Annotated in this window: 13 protein-coding genes; 9 read left to right on the forward strand and 4 right to left on the reverse strand. The window is 74.4% G+C overall.

All coding sequences use genetic code 11. The features are described 5' to 3' along the window. Nucleotides 1-320: 320 nt before the first annotated feature. Nucleotides 321-1,793, reverse strand: a complete 1,473-nt coding sequence (locus tag AKI01S_RS32920; RefSeq protein ID WP_281186165.1) for a flavin monoamine oxidase family protein — start codon at nt 1,791-1,793, stop codon at nt 321-323. A 145-nt stretch (nt 1,794-1,938) separates the two neighbouring features. Between AKI01S_RS32920 and AKI01S_RS32925 the strand changes: the two genes are divergently transcribed. The 6 genes from AKI01S_RS32925 to AKI01S_RS32950 all read left to right on the forward strand — a co-directional run bounded on the left by AKI01S_RS32925 (nt 1,939) and on the right by AKI01S_RS32950 (nt 6,666). Continuing rightward, nucleotides 1,939-3,018: a M24 family metallopeptidase gene (locus tag AKI01S_RS32925; RefSeq protein ID WP_067826442.1), complete on the forward strand. Its 1,080-nt coding sequence runs from the start codon at nt 1,939-1,941 to the stop codon at nt 3,016-3,018. 29 nt (nt 3,019-3,047) lie between these two features. Next, the gene (gene efp / locus AKI01S_RS32930) at nt 3,048-3,605 is read left to right on the forward strand and encodes an elongation factor P (RefSeq protein WP_067826446.1); all 558 of its coding nucleotides are present in this window, start codon (nt 3,048-3,050) and stop codon (nt 3,603-3,605) included. Continuing rightward, nucleotides 3,605-4,021 (forward strand): transcription antitermination factor NusB, encoded by a 417-nt coding sequence (gene nusB / locus AKI01S_RS32935; protein WP_067826449.1) that lies wholly within the window; start codon nt 3,605-3,607, stop codon nt 4,019-4,021. Before efp ends, nusB begins: the two co-directional genes overlap by 1 nt. Before the next feature lie 33 nt (nt 4,022-4,054). Further along, nucleotides 4,055-4,834 carry a methyltransferase domain-containing protein gene (locus AKI01S_RS32940; protein ID WP_067826452.1) on the forward strand — a complete coding sequence of 260 codons (780 nt, stop codon included), beginning with the start codon at nt 4,055-4,057 and terminating at the stop codon, nt 4,832-4,834. Then, complete coding sequence (locus tag AKI01S_RS32945) at nt 4,831-6,129, forward strand: DNA polymerase IV (protein ID WP_067826459.1); 1,299 nt, start codon at nt 4,831-4,833, stop codon at nt 6,127-6,129. The genes AKI01S_RS32940 and AKI01S_RS32945 overlap by 4 nt, the downstream gene beginning before the upstream one ends. Before the next feature lie 147 nt (nt 6,130-6,276). Then, nucleotides 6,277-6,666 carry an SCO2097 family morphological protein gene (locus AKI01S_RS32950; protein WP_067826461.1) on the forward strand — a complete coding sequence of 130 codons (390 nt, stop codon included), beginning with the start codon at nt 6,277-6,279 and terminating at the stop codon, nt 6,664-6,666. Nucleotides 6,667-6,799: 133 nt separating this feature from the next. Here AKI01S_RS32950 and AKI01S_RS32955 read toward each other — a convergent pair whose 3' ends face one another. Genes AKI01S_RS32955 through AKI01S_RS32965 form a run of 3 tightly spaced genes read right to left on the reverse strand, consistent with a single transcriptional unit; the run spans nt 6,800 to nt 11,611 of the window. After that, the gene (locus tag AKI01S_RS32955; RefSeq protein WP_067826463.1) at nt 6,800-9,298 is read right to left on the reverse strand and encodes a transglutaminase TgpA family protein; all 2,499 of its coding nucleotides are present in this window, start codon (nt 9,296-9,298) and stop codon (nt 6,800-6,802) included. Nucleotides 9,299-9,306: 8 nt separating this feature from the next. After that, nucleotides 9,307-10,596 carry a DUF58 domain-containing protein gene (locus AKI01S_RS32960; protein WP_369688753.1) on the reverse strand — a complete coding sequence of 430 codons (1,290 nt, stop codon included), beginning with the start codon at nt 10,594-10,596 and terminating at the stop codon, nt 9,307-9,309. 34 nt (nt 10,597-10,630) lie between these two features. Continuing rightward, nucleotides 10,631-11,611, reverse strand: coding sequence for an AAA family ATPase (locus AKI01S_RS32965; protein WP_067826468.1), 981 nt, complete (start codon nt 11,609-11,611; stop codon nt 10,631-10,633). A 486-nt stretch (nt 11,612-12,097) separates the two neighbouring features. Between AKI01S_RS32965 and mraZ the strand changes: the two genes are divergently transcribed. From mraZ to AKI01S_RS32980, 3 genes are all read left to right on the forward strand, one after another. After that, nucleotides 12,098-12,529, forward strand: a complete 432-nt coding sequence (gene mraZ / locus AKI01S_RS32970; protein ID WP_067826478.1) for a division/cell wall cluster transcriptional repressor MraZ — start codon at nt 12,098-12,100, stop codon at nt 12,527-12,529. A gap of 245 nt (nt 12,530-12,774) precedes the next feature. Beyond that, entirely contained in the window at nt 12,775-13,752 is a 978-nt protein-coding gene (rsmH, locus tag AKI01S_RS32975) for a 16S rRNA (cytosine(1402)-N(4))-methyltransferase RsmH (protein ID WP_067826470.1), read from the forward strand. After that, nucleotides 13,749-14,093 (forward strand): hypothetical protein (locus tag AKI01S_RS32980; RefSeq protein WP_439951698.1); only part of this gene is annotated, 345 nt, incomplete at its 3' end. The genes rsmH and AKI01S_RS32980, both read left to right, overlap by 4 nt.

Genomic DNA, 14,093 nt, shown 5'->3' on the forward strand with positions numbered 1-14,093 from the left:
CCCGCATGGAGATTGAGGCGGCCCCGCCCGAAGACCGGGCGCCCCGGCCGCTCCGTGGTCGGAACCGGCCGCCCGTCGCTCGCCGTACGCGGCGCGGGTGCCCGCACGTGGTGGTGGGGTGTCTCGGGTTGTTCTGTGGGTGGAGGCGTTGGCTCGTTGCTCGCCGTATGCGGGCGTGGGGTGTCCGCATGTGGTGGTGGGGCGTCTCGGGCCGTTTCGTGGGTGGAGGCGGTTGCTCGTTGCTCGCCGCACATGAGTATGGGGCGTTCGCGCGTGGTGGTTGTTCGCTGCGTGTGGCGCCCCGGGTCATGCTCGGGTGGTCAGAGGGCCGTGTGGACTTCTTTCGCCACGCGTTCGCCCGAGCGGACGGCGCCGTCCATGTAGCCCGTCCAGAAGTCGCTGGTCTCCGTGCCCGCCCAGTGGATCAGGCCGCACGGCTCGCGCAGTGCGGGGCCGAAGTCCAGCAGCGCGCCGGGCGGGGTGATCCCGACGGGGCCGCCGCCGCTCCACACCTCGTTGTCCCAGCGGTGGAACGCCGTCCGCACCGGATCCTTCGCCTTGTCCCCGAACAGCTTCGCGAACGAGTCCAGCCCCGCCACCCGCACCTCGTCGGCCGGCGCGGCGTCCAGCCGCCGGATGTTGGTCTGGTTCATGAAGCCCATGAGGACGCCGCGCGACCCGTCCGGCGGGCTGTTGTCGAACGTCGCGTCGATCGCCCCGCTGTCGGCGACCGACTGCCCGTTCAGCCCCTCGGCCCGCCAGAACGGCGTGTCGTACACCGCGACGAACTTGGCGACCGACCCCATCGGGAACCGCTGCACGAGCTGGGCGCGCGCGGCGGGCAGCCCCGGCCGGAAGTCGATCTTCGCGGCGATCGCCGGGGACATCGCGACCACGACCCGCCGGGCGGTCACCGTGATCCCGTCGGCGGTGACGGTGACGCCGCCGTCCGCCGTCTCGACGGCGCGCACCGGCGCTTTGTAGCGGACCCGCTCGCCCAGCCTGGCGGCCAGGCGGACCGGGATCTGCTCCGACCCGCCGACGAACCGCGTCTCCTGCGCGCCGCCCCTGGTGTTGATGAGCCGGTCGATGTTCCCGGGGTTGGCGGCGTTGCCCGCCGCGGCGATGTAGTGCAGCACGTACAGCAGCGACACGTCGCGCGAACGCACCGACAGCGTCGAGGACACGAACGCGTCCAGCAGGAACCGCGCCCCGCCGCTCAACGCGTTCGCCCGCGACCAGGTGTGGAACGTCTGGCCGTCCCACTCCTCCGCCCTGGCGGCCTTCCACGGCTGCCCGACCGGCACCTCCCCGGCCATGTCGTTCAGCCTCGCCATCGCGATGCCGAGGTCCACCACGCCCCAGTCCGGCGGGACCGCGCCGAGCAGGCCGTCGGTGGCGTACAGGGAGCGCCTGCCGTTGCGGAGGTAGACGTTCTTGCCCTGGTCGTAGGTCGCGAACGTCTCCACGCCCAGCTCGCGGGCGAGCGCGGTGATCCGGTCCTGGGTGGGGCCGACGAACTCGGCGCCGCCCTCGCTGGTGGTGCCGTCGCCGAGCGGCAGGCCGTACACCCGGCCGCCCGGCCGGTCCCGGGCCTCCAGCACGACCACCGAGCGTCCGGCGGCGACCAGGTCGCGGGCGGCGGTCAGCCCGGCCAGCCCGGCGCCGACCACGACCACGTCGGCGGACGCGGCGGCGGCCCGGGTCCGGGCGGAGGCGGGGGAGGGGAGCGCGGTCATGGCGGCGGTCAGCGCGCCCGTTCCGAGAAGTCCGCGGCGGCTCAGTGCGGTCACGGGTCCTCCATGGGGGGAGTGGGGAGGAGCGGGGTCGGTTGACGCGCCAACCTAGGCCGGGACCACCGGTGAGTCGAGACTTCTTCATGTTCTGTGATCACCCCGAGACGCGGCGGCGAACCGGAGGTGAACTAGAGTCCGGAGCATGGGGGAACTCCACGAACGCCGCCGCGACCGCCTGGCCGCGCGGCTCGCCGCCGCCGACGTCGACGCGATGCTGGTGACCCGCCCGGTCAACGTCCGCTACCTGACCGGTCTGGACAGCTCCAACGCCGCGCTGCTGGTCCCCGTCGGCGGGCCCGCCGTCCTGGCGACCGACGGCCGCTACGCGGGCACCGCCGCGCTGGTCTGCCCCGAGCTGGAGCTGGTCGTCGAACGCCGGACCGCCGAGACCCTCACCTCCCGCGCCGCCGGCGCCGGCGCGCGGCGGCTCGGCTTCGAGGCCCACGACCTGACCGTCGCCCGGCACGCCGACCTGGCCGCCCTGGACGGCGACGTGGCGCTGGCGCCCCTGCCGCCGCTGGTCGAGGAGCTGCGCTTCGTCAAGGACGAGGACGAGATCGTGCTGCTGGCCGAGGCGTGCGCGATCACCGACCGGGCGTTCGACGCGGTGCTGCCCCGGCTGCGGCCCGGCCTGACCGAACGCCAGGTCGCCGTCGCCCTGGAACGCCAGCTGGTCGACTTCGGCGCCGAGGGGATCGCGTTCGAGTCGATCGTGGCCTCCGGCCCCAACGGCGCCATCCCGCACCACCGCCCCGGCGACCGCGCGCTCCAGCCCGGCGACCTGGTCACGATGGACTTCGGGGCCCGCTACGCGGGCTACCACGCCGACATGACCCGCACCGTCGCGATCGGCGAGCCCGCCGGCTGGCAGCGCGACGTCTACGACCTGGTCCGCGCCGCCCAGCAGGCCGCCGTCGACGCCGCCGTCCCCGACACCGACGTGTCCCGCGTGGACGCCGCCGCGCGCGACCTGATCGCGGCGGCGGGGCACGGCGCGGACTTCACCCACGGCCTCGGACACGGCGTCGGCCTGGAGATCCACGAGGCTCCGCTCATGGGGTACGGCAGGACCGGTAAGCTGATGGATCGAGTTCCGATCACCGCCGAGCCGGGCGTCTACCTCGCCGGCCGGGGCGGCGTCCGCATCGAGGACACCCTCGTGGTCCGCGCGAACGGTCCGGAGCTCCTCACCAAGACGACCAAGGACCTGCTCGTCCTGTGACGGGGCGGGTCCGCTACCGGGAGACACCTGTGGCGACGACGAACGACCTGAAGAACGGCATGACGCTGAAGCTCGAGGGCCAGCTCTGGACGGTCCTGGAGTTCCAGCACGTCAAGCCCGGCAAGGGCCCGGCCTTCGTCCGCACGAAGATCAAGAACGTGCTCTCGGGCAAGATCATCGACAAGACCTTCAACGCGGGCACCAAGGTCGAGATCGCCTCCGTCGACAAGCGCGAGATGCAGTACCTCTATCGCGAGGGCGAGGACTTCGTCTTCATGGACACCGAGACCTACGACCAGCCGCACATCCCGGCGTCCGTCGTGGGCGGCGCGGCCGACTACCTGCTGCCCGAGCAGAACGCCGTCATCGCGTTCAACAACGAGAACCCGCTGTACGTCGAGCTCCCGGCCGCCGTCGTGCTGGAGATCACCGAGACCGAGCCCGGCCTGCAGGGCGACCGCTCCACCGGCGGCACCAAGCCCGCCACCCTGGAGACCGGCGCGCAGATCCAGGTGCCGCTGTTCATCACCACCGGCGAGAAGGTCAAGGTCGACACCCGCTCCGGCGAGTACCTCGGCCGCGGCTGATGGCGGCACGCACCAAGGCGCGCAAGCTCGCCCTGGACATCCTGTTCGCCGCCGAGCTGCGCGAGGAGAGGCCCACCGAGGTCCTCGCGCAGCGCGGCCGGCCGAACCAGAGCGAGCTCGCCGAGTACGGACACGCCGTGCGCATCGTCGAGGGCGTGCAGGAGCACCTCGACCGCATCGACGAGCTGATCTCCACCTACGCGACCGGCTGGACCCTGGACCGCATGCCGGTGGTGGACCGCACCATCCTGCGGATGGGCGCGTTCGAGCTGCTGTGGGTGGACGACGTCCCGGACGCGGTCGCCGTCACCGAGGCGGTCAAACTGGCCACGGAGCTGTCCACCGACGAGTCGCCCAGATTCGTCAACGGGCTGCTGTCGCGTTTGCAGAAACTCAAGCCCTCGCTGTCGCTGTAGCGCGGGACTAGGCTCGGGGAGCGTCGGGGAGCGATGGTCGAAGACGTGAGGGGGGTGGCCGTGGCCGCCCAGCAGGCAAGGCGGCTCCGGGGCGGTGCCCGGGTCCGGAGCGTGGTCCTGTGGGACGCGCTGCGCACCGTGTTGGACCGCATCGCCCCCGAGGGGCCCAGCGACGTGGTGGACGTGGGCGGCGGCACCGGCGGGTTCGCCGTGCCGCTCGCCGAGCTCGGCCACCGCGTCACCGTGGTGGACGAGAGCCCGGACGCGCTGGCCGCGCTGGAGCGGCGCGCCGCCGAGTCCGGCGTGACCGTGCGCGCCCTGCAGGGCGACGTGGTCGACCTGCCGGACCTGCTCGGCACCGGGTCGGCCGACCTGGTCCTGAGCCACAGCGTGCTGGAGTACGTCGACGACCCGGCCGCCGCCATGGCCGCCATCACGCAGGCGGTCCGGCCGGGCGGCTCGGTCAGCGTGCTGGTCGCCGGGCAGGTCGGCGCGGCCCTGCACCGCGCCGTCGCCGGGCACTTCAAGGACGCCCGCCGCGTCCTGGACGACCCCGACGGCCGGTGGGGCGACCACGACCGGACGCCGCGCCGCTTCACCCGCGAGAGCCTGACCGCCCTCGCCGAGGACGCGGGCCTGCGCGTCGCCGAGCTGCACGGGGTGCGGATCTTCGCCGACCTGGTCCCGGGCTCGCTGCTGGACGGCGAGACCGACTCGGCCGAGGCGCTGCTGGCGCTGGAGCGGGCCGCCGCCGTGCACCCGGTGCTGCGCGAGCTGGCCACCCAGCTCCACCTGGTGGCCGACCGGAAGTGAGCCGCAAGCAGCAGCTGCACCGGCCCGGACCGCCGCCCGGCCCGCCCGCCGACGACACCGGCTGCCCCATCCTCCACGTGGACATGGACGCCTTCTTCGTCAGCGTGGAGCTGCTGGACCGCCCCGAGCTGCGCGGCCGTCCCGTCATCGTCGGCGGGACCGGCCCGCGCGGCGTCGTGGCGGCGGCCTCCTACGAGGTCCGGCGGTTCGGCGTCCACTCCGCCATGCCGATGTCGCGGGCCCGGCGGCTGTGCCCGCAGGCGGTCGTGCTCCCCGGCGACCACGACAAGTACCGGCGGGTGTCGGCCGCCGTCTTCGAGATCTTCCACTCGGTCACCCCGCTGGTGGAGCCGCTGTCGCTGGACGAGGCGTTCCTCGACGTCGCCGGGGCCCGCAAGCTCCTGGGCAGCCCCGCCACGATCGCCCAGCTCATCCGCCGCCAGGTGTGGGAGCAGCAGGGGATCACCTGCTCGGTCGGCGTCGCCGCCAACAAGTTCGTCGCCAAGCTCGCCTCCACCCGCTGCAAGCCCGACGGGATGCTGGTCGTCCCCGCCGACGGCGTCACCGACTTCCTCCACCCGCTGCCGGTCGCGTCGCTGTGGGGCGTGGGGGAGCGCACCGAGCAGACCCTCGCCCGCCTGGGGCTGCGCACCGTCGGGCAGCTCGCCGAGACGCCGCTGACGGTCCTGCGGCGCGAGCTCGGCAACGCCATGGGCGCCCACCTGTACGAGCTGGCCTGGGGCCGCGACCCCCGCGCGGTCACCCCGCACACCCCCGACAAGAGCATCGGGGCCGAGGAGACCTTCGACACCGACATCGCCGACCCCGAGACCATCCGCCGCGAGCTGCTGCGGCTGGCGGAGAAGGTCGGGGCGCGGCTGCGCGGCGGCGGGCTGGCCGGACGCACCGTGAGCGTCAAACTCCGCACCGGTGACTTCAAGACCGTCACCCGGTCGCGCACCCTGGACGCCGCCACCGACCTCGCCCGTGTGATCTATGTCACAGCGTGCGAGCTGTATGAGGGGTCCGGTCTGGAGCGGGTACGACTCCGCCTGGTCGGGGTCCGCGTGGAGAACCTGGGCCCCGCCGACCAGGCACCGCGCCAGCTGGCGTTCGACGAGCCCGAGACCGGGTGGCGCGAGGCCGAACGGGCGATCGACCAGGTGGCGCACCGGTTCGGCGCGGGCGCGGTGCGGCCGGCGTCGCTGGTGCGGCCCGCCGACCGGGGCGGACCCGGCGGGGGGACGCCGGGGGACGCCGGTGACGGACGTGACGGTGGAGGCGGAAGGCGTTGACTGGGGACGAAGAGATGACCGGCGGCTGGTCCTCGGTTGGCCGTTTGCTTTCGCAGGCTTGTCCGGCCTCGTATTCTGGGCATATCACCGTTGAGGTCCCCGTCCTGCACCGGAAACCCCGTCGCGGGGCTGTCGTTGGGAGGCGCCGTGCCGCTCTCTGAGCACGAGCAGCGCATGCTCGAGCAGATCGAGCAGGCCTTGTACGCCGAGGATCCGAAGTTCGCACACGCGGTCCGCTCCACCAATCCGCAGGTGCACTACAAACGACGGATCGTCAAGGCCGCACTCGGCTTCGTGGTGGGCGTCTGCGCGTTGATGACCGGCCTGGTCATGAACAAGGGAACCGTGACCGTCGCCGTGAGCGTCGCCGGGTTCCTGCTGATGGTCGCCTGCTGTGTCTGGGCCCTGTCCAGCTGGAAGCGCATGACCGGGATCGGGACCGAGGCGTCCCCCCCGGCGGACGGCGGCAAGCCCGCCCGCTCCGGCTTCATGGAGCGGATGGAGGAACGCTGGCGCCGCCGCACCGAAGGCCAGTGACCACCGAGGGTCTGTGATCATCGGGGCCGGCGGCCACCGGAGGCCGGTCAACCCGGCACCGGTGAACGCGAGCCGGTGAGCACAGGCCGGTGAGCACGGACCGGGGCGGGTGACCGGGCGGCCCCCGCCGCCGTCAGCGGTCCCGGTTCCGGGACCGCCACCCTCCGAGCCGGGCCCGCACCCGGCCCCACAGCCCCCCGTCCCGGCGGACGCGTCCGCCGACCGCCCGGCTGAGCGACTGCGCGGCCTGTGACGTCGCCGCCATCGCCGACGGGGGGAGCAGCCGCGCGCGCCACCGCGCCGTGCGCCCCACCGACGCCGCGAACGCCTCCCGCACCGCCCGCACGTCGGCCCGCAGCACCTCCGCCGAGGTCGGGACCCGCGACCGCGAGTACCGCGCCATCTCCTCGGCCCGCGCGATCCGGCCCAGCGACCGCGCCGTCTCGGCGTCCAGCTCCAGCAGCTCCGACAGCCGTTGCGCCGCCTGCCGCGGCGTGTCACCGGGCCGCCACTCCAGCCCGTGGTCCACCGCGTCGGCCCGCAGCTCCCGCCACGCGGCGTGCGCCGCGGCCTCCGCCGGATCCGCGAACCCGGCCCCGCCGTCGTCCCGGACACCGGGCCCGTCGCCGGCCGCCTCCGGCCGCAGCGCCGACCAGCGCCGCCGCCGCGCCAGCGCCCGCGCGACCATCGGCGCCGCCAGCAGCGCCAGCACCAGCACGGTCCCGGCGATCCAGCCCGCCACCGGCGTGCCGTCGTCCTCCTGGGGCGAACCCCGGTCGCCCTGGTCGCCCAGCGGGTCGGGACGCCCCTGCGGCGCGGCGCTCTCGGACGCCCCCGGCGCCGTGCTCGACGGCGCCGACGGGGTCGGCTCGGTCCGCCCGTCCTCGCCCGGCTGCTCGGCGATCGCCGCCGTCTCCGAGTAGGACGGGGAGGTCGCGGTGCCCTGCCCCGCGCCGCCCGGACCCGAGGGGGTCGGCTCGAACCGCACCCACCCGGCGCCCTCGAAGTACAGCTCGGGCCAGGCGTGCGCGTCGCGGGACCGCACCGTCCACTCGTTCGGGCCGCTCTGCGTGCCCGGCGTGTAGCCCATCGCGACCCGCGCGGGAATGCCCAGGATGCGGGCCATCAGCGCCATCGACGCCGCGAACTGCTCGCAGTAGCCGCGCTTGTCGTGCAGCAGGAAGTTCACCAGGTCGTCGCCGCGCCGGGGCGCCGGCGCCGACAGGTCGTACCGGAACCCACCGGTCCGCGTGAACCAGCGCTGCAACATCACCGCCTGCTCGTGCGCGGTCCGCGCGCCCTTGGTGACCTCCCGGGTCAGCCGCATGACCTCCGGCGGCACCGTGCGCGGATGGGCGGTGTAGCGCCGCGCGATCTCCGACGGGAACGCGGTGCCCGCCGCCAGGTCCCGCGCGGTCGGCATCGTCTGCGCGCTGACCACCGTGTAGGACCGGCCGCTCGCCGAGTCGCGCGGGGAGTAGATCATCCGGGAGGCGTCGTCCACCCGCCAGTCGCCCTTGACCGACACGCGGGCGGGGGCGTAGGGCACCGGCAGGAAGTCCATCTCGCGGACCCGGCGGGACACCCGGACCTCCGTGGTCACGCGGCGGACCCGCACCGGCCCGAGGCCCGGCGCCGGGGTCAGCTCCACGCCCGGCTGCAGCCGGTCCCGGTCGCCGGTCGACAGCGAGGAGAACGACCACCGGTTGCCGTTGAACTGGTCCAGCGCGTACATCCGCAGGTAGTCGGGGCGGGGCCCGGCGTCGGTGCGGTAGGTCAGCACCACCGCGTCGCCGCGTTCGGTCAGCTCCCGTTGCAGGCTGACCAGCGGGTCGGGCGTGGTGACGGTCTGCGTCCCGCCGCCGCCCCCGCCGCCCAGCCCGAACAGGCCGCGCGGGTGGACGCCCGGGATCACGGTCGGCAGCAGCACCGCGACCGCCACCGCCGCGAACGCGATCCGCCGCCCGCTGGACATCAGCGAGCGGGCGTCGGGCCGCTCCGGCGCGGGCGCGGGCCCGACGGCCCCGGCCACCGGGACCTCCTGCGACCAGCGCGGGGTGAACACCACCCGGCCCCAGCCGCCGACCTGCTCGCGCGCGTCGGCCATCAGCAGCGCCAGGAACCCCAGCGCCCCGACCGCGAACGCGGCCCACCCGATGCTGTCCTGCCGCACCGCCGCCGGAACGCTGTACATGGCCAGCAGCGGCAGCCCCGCCGGGGCCGCCCGGCGCAGCCGCACCGCCAGCAGGTCCACCACGATCGCGACCAGCCCGACCCCGGCCCCGACCAGCAGCCGGATGCCCGGCACCAGCGGCACCGGGGCGGCGTAGTCGTTGACGGCCTTCCAGCCCTGCCCGAACAGCTCGTCGAGGCGGCCCAGCGAACCCGGCGTCGGCAGGAAGCCCAGCAGCGCCTGCGAGGAGGCGAACAGCACCGTCAGGTACACCAGCAGCGCGGCGGCGCCGGCGACCGCCGTGAACGCGGCGGGCAGCCGCAGCCGGCGGCCCAGCGTCCCGCCCACCGCGACGGCCAGCACCGAGCCCAGCGCGACCCAGAACCAGCCCTTCCCGGTGAACAGCGGGTACAGCCCGACCGACCCGGCCAGCACCGCCAGCGCCGCCATGACCGTCATGCGGATCCTCACGCGCCGCCCCCGTTCCCGGTGTGGTCCCTGGCGAAGTCCTCGGTGGCGTGGTCGGCCAGCGCCCACGCCCCGGCCAGCTCGGCGGCCGAGCGGACCGAGACCACCCGCCAGCCCGCCGACCGCAGCACCCGCGCCGCCCCGCCCCCGTGCGCGTTCTCGTCGTGCGTCGCCAGGTCCGGGGCGACCAGCACCGCCACGAACGTGGAGGTGCCCCGGCGCGCCGCCGCCACGTGCCGCGCCTCCTCGACGTCCAGCGCCCCGAACACCGCCACGACCAGGCCCTCGCCCTCGCGGCGGAGCGCGGACGCGCCGCGCAGCGCCGCCAGGCCCGGCGTCAGCGACCCCTCGTCGGAGACCCGCGCCACGGCCAGGGCGTCCAGCAGCAGTCCCTCGAACGCGCCGTCCACCGCGGGCGGCACCGCCTCACCGGCGTCGGTGACCAGCCGCAGCCCCATCCCGGCCCGCGCCAGGTGCACCCCCACCGAGGCGGTCACCGACACGGCCTGCTCGAACGACGACCCCGGCCCCTCGCCCCAGTGCGCGCGGCGCCGCGTGTCCATGAACAGGGTCCCGCTGTTCTGCCAGTGCTGCTCCTCGCGGCGCACCATCAGCTCGCCGCGCCGCGCGGTGGACCGCCAGTGGACGCGCCGCAGGTCGTCGCCGTGCCGGTACTCGCGCGGGGCGATGTCGTCCTCGCCCGCCGAGGCGACCGTGCGGGCCGGGCTGTCGCCGCCGCCGGTCCAGGCACCCGCCAGCCGCCCCGGCGGCAGCGCCACGATCGCCGGGGTGACGGTCAGCGTGTCGGCCTGGCTGAACGACCGCACCAGCTCCACCATCCCGAACGGGTCGGTCAGCCGCACCACCAGCGGCCCCACCCGGTACCGGCCGCGCACGTCGGACCGGATCCGGTAGCTCAGCTCGCGCGAGCCGCGCGGCTCGATCCGGTCCAGCACGAACCGGGCCCGGCCGCCCAGGGTGTAGGGCACCTGGTCCTCGACCATCAGCAGGCCGCTGGGCAGCCGCGACACGTTCTCCATCAGCAGGTCGGCGCGGGCCTCGTGGCCGACCGGCAGCCGCGAGGGCGTCAGCCGCCGCGCGCACGCCAGCCGGTACCGGGTCCGCGACACCGCCAGCACGCACAGCAGCGGCAGCGCCAGCACCAGCACCCCGGCGCGCAGCAGGTCGCGTTCGCCGAGCACGAAGGCGCACACCACGGCCGTGGTCCCGGCGGCCACGAAGGACCGGCCGCGGGTGGTCAGACCGGCCAGCGCTCGTCTCAAGATCACATCCCGGGAGGGTGGGGGAGCGGGAGGGGAGGGGTCAGGAACGCGGCGCCGGCACCGGCACCCGGTGGACCAGCTCGGCCACCACGTGCTCGGGGCGACGGCGTTCCACCTGCGCCTCGGCGGTCGGCAGCAGCCGGTGCGCCAGCACCGGGACGGCCAGCTCCTGGAGGTCGTCGGGGCGTACGTAGTCGCGGTCGTCCAGCGCGGCGTAGGCCCGCGCCGCCCGCACCAGGTGCAGGGTGGCGCGCGGGGAGGCGCCCAGCCGCAGCTCGGGATGGTTACGGGTGGCGGTGACCAGGTCGATGGCGTACTGGCGGACCGACGGCGCGACGTGCTGGCGCCGCACCACCTCCACCAGGGCGCGCACGTCGGCGGCCTTGGCCACCGGCTCCAGCCGGTCCAGCGGCGAGGACTGCCCGTGCACGTCCAGCATCTCCAGCTCGGCCGCCGGGTCGGGATAGCCCATGGAGATCCGGGCGGTGAACCGGTCCCGCTGCGCCTCCGGCAGCGGGTAGGTGCCCTCCATCTCCACCGGGTTCTGCGTGGCGACCACCATGAACGGCCGTTCCAGCGCGTAGGTCACGCCGTCCACGGTGACCTGGCGCTCCTCCATGCACTCCAGCAGCGCCGACTGGGTCTTGGGGGAGGCCCGGTTGATCTCGTCGCCGACCACCAGGTTCGCGAACACCGGTCCGGGCTTGAACTCGAACTCGCGGCGCTCCTGGTTGTAGGCGCTGACCCCGGTGATGTCGCTGGGCAGCAGGTCGGGGGTGAACTGCACGCGCCGCACCGAGCAGTCGATGGACCGCGCCAACGCCTTGGCCAGCATGGTCTTGCCGACGCCCGGCACGTCCTCGATCAGCAGATGGCCCTCCGACAGCAGCACCGTCAGCGCCAGGCGCACCGCCTGCGGCTTGCCCTCCACGACCGACTCGATCGCGCCGCGGATCCGGTTGGCGACCTCCGCCAGCCCATCGAGCCCCGGGGCACGCCCCCCGTGTGTGTCCACTGACACCGGCAACCCTCCTCAGCCTGCACGGCCGCGCGGTCCGCCCGGCCGTTCCCCGCGCCCGGACCCGCCGCGTCCCGGGCCACCAGGTCGACGACACCCACCCCACCGACAGTACGTGGTGGGGCCCTCCGCAGCGATGTTCGTGTGGAACGGGTGCTTATTGTGCTGCACCCGGAACGTTCGCACAGCCGTACCGTGTTCCCCACTTCTCCCCACGGGACCGGCGCCCTCACCTCCGGGAGACTTCCGGAACCGTTCCGCGGTCGCTCCGCGGCCCGCCCGCGACCCGTCCGCGACCCGTCCGCGGCGGCGCGGCACGCGGAGGGGGCCGCGCCGCGCCCCACTTCGCCCCACCCCCTCTGACCTGCGGTTTCGTGGAGGAAATCGGCGCGCGGGGCGAGTTTTCCTAGTTGACGGTGGGGAAGAGTGGAGTAGAGTGGGGCGCCGTGGGGAGCAGTAGCGCCCCATGCGGCGCGGGAGGTGGGGCCGGTGTTCCTCGGCACCCACACACCGCGCCTCGACGACAAGGGACGACTGTTCCTGCCGGCGAAGTACCGCGAGGAGCTGTCGGGGGGATTGGTGATCACGAAGGGCCAGGAACGCTGCCTGTACGTCTTCCCCATGGCGGAGTTCCAGCGCATCACCGAGGCTCTGCGTGCCGCGCCGGTCACCGAACGGGCCGTCCGCGCCTACAGCCGTGTCTTCTTCGCCTCCGCCTCCGACGAGGTCCCCGACAAGCAGGGCCGCATCACCATCCCGCCGCCGCTGCGCGCCTACGCCGGACTCTCCCGCGACTGCACCGTGATCGGCGCCAACACGCGGCTGGAGATCTGGGACACCAAGGCGTGGGAGACCTACCTGGAGCAGGAGGAGCAGAACTTCTCCGACATCTCGGAGGAGGTGTTGCCAGGGATCCTCTGAGATACGACTCGTCGGTCCGTTGACCGGCACTGGCCCGCGTTCGGCCAGGTCTCCAGCCGCTCTCCGGCCATCTGGCGCAGCTTCCCCGGCGCCAGAGGGCGACCCCCCGCGACTTCCGCGGTGAAACTTCCTCAGGGCAGCGGATGGGGACCTGGCCGGGCGAGGCCACGGGGGTGCCGACAGCAAGGTCCGGCCGGCGATGCCACACAGTCCGCGAGCGAGGTGGCAGCACAAGGGGGTGAACCATGACCGTGGGCGACCACGCGGCCGAGGCCGGACACGTACCGGTCATGCTCGACCGCGTCCTCGAACTTCTCCGTCCCGCGGTGCAGGTCACCGACCGGGACCCGGTCTACCTCGACGGCACCCTGGGCATGGGCGGCCACGCCGAGGCGATGCTCGGGGCCCACCCCCGGCTGCGCCTGGTCGGCCTGGACCGGGATCCCACGGCGCTGGAGCGCTCGGGCCGGCGGCTGGCGCCGTTCGGCGACCGGGTCACCCTGGTGCACGCCGTCTACGACGAGCTTCCCGAGGTCCTGGCCCGGCTCGGCGTCCCCCGGATCGACGCCGCGCTGTTCGACCTGGGCGTCTCCTCGCCGCAGCTCGACGAGGCCGACCGCGGCTTCGCCTACTCCTACGACGCGCCGCTGGACATGCGGATGGACCGCACCCAGAGCCTCACGGCGGCCGAGGTCGTCAACGGCTACCCGCCCGCCGAGCTGGCGCGCATCCTGCGCGAGTACGGCGAGGAGCGGTTCGCCCAGCGGATCGCCGCCGCCATCGTCCGGGAACGCGAGCGCGCCCCGCTGGAGTCCACCGCCCGGCTGGCCGACCTGGTCCGCTCCTCGATCCCGGCGGCCACCCGCCGCACCGGCGGCAACCCCGCCAAACGCACCTTCCAGGCGCTGCGCATCGAGGTCAACGGCGAACTGGACATCTGGCGGCGGGCCCTGCCCGCCGCCCTCGACGCGCTGCCCGTGGGCGGCCGCATCGTGGTGCTCAGCTACCACTCCCTCGAAGATCGGATTACAAAGCAGATCTTGGGGAAACAGGCGGCCGACACCACCCCTCCGGACCTGCCGGTCCCCCTGCCCGAGCACCAGCCGCGCTTCCGGCTGCTGACCCGCGGCGCGGAACTGCCGGCCGGCGAGGAGACCGAGACCAACCCACGGGCCGGGTCGGTGCGGCTGCGCGCCGCCGAGCGGGTCCGGGAGGCGACATGACGACGACCCGCAAGCCGGGAACGCAGAACCGGCAGGCCAAGCAGCGCAGGCAGCCGGTGCCCAGGCCGCGCGCCACGGAGCCGCGCCCCAAGGAGCCGCGCTCCGGGGCCGCCCAGGGCGCCGCGAAGAAGAAGGACGCCGCCAAGGACGTCAAGGCCAAGGACGTCAAGAAGGACCCCAAGAAGGACGTCAGGGCCAGGCGGGACGCCGCGCGCCCGGCGCCGTCGCGGACCTCCGGCCGTCCCGCCGGGAGCACCGCGCGTACCGCGCCGAAGCAGCGCCCGCAGAGCCGCACCGCGCCCGGGAGGAAGGCCGCCCGCAAGGCCGGGCCCGCCCGGCCC

This window comes from Actinomadura kijaniata NBRC 14229, from assembly GCF_001552175.1.
GTDB classification, from domain to species: Bacteria; Actinomycetota; Actinomycetes; order Streptosporangiales; family Streptosporangiaceae; genus Spirillospora; species Spirillospora kijaniata.

Excerpts from the sequence above, each read along its gene's own strand:
- nusB (WP_067826449.1), top strand. The coding sequence starts at position 3,605 with ATGGCGGCACGCACCAAGGCGCGCAAGCTCGCCCTGGACATCCTGTTC.
- rsmH (WP_067826470.1), top strand. The coding sequence starts at position 12,775 with ATGACCGTGGGCGACCACGCGGCCGAGGCCGGACACGTACCGGTCATG.
- AKI01S_RS32955 (WP_067826463.1), bottom strand. The coding sequence starts at position 9,298 with ATGACGGTCATGGCGGCGCTGGCGGTGCTGGCCGGGTCGGTCGGGCTG.
- AKI01S_RS32925 (WP_067826442.1), top strand. The coding sequence starts at position 1,939 with ATGGGGGAACTCCACGAACGCCGCCGCGACCGCCTGGCCGCGCGGCTC.
- AKI01S_RS32940 (WP_067826452.1), top strand. The coding sequence starts at position 4,055 with ATGGTCGAAGACGTGAGGGGGGTGGCCGTGGCCGCCCAGCAGGCAAGG.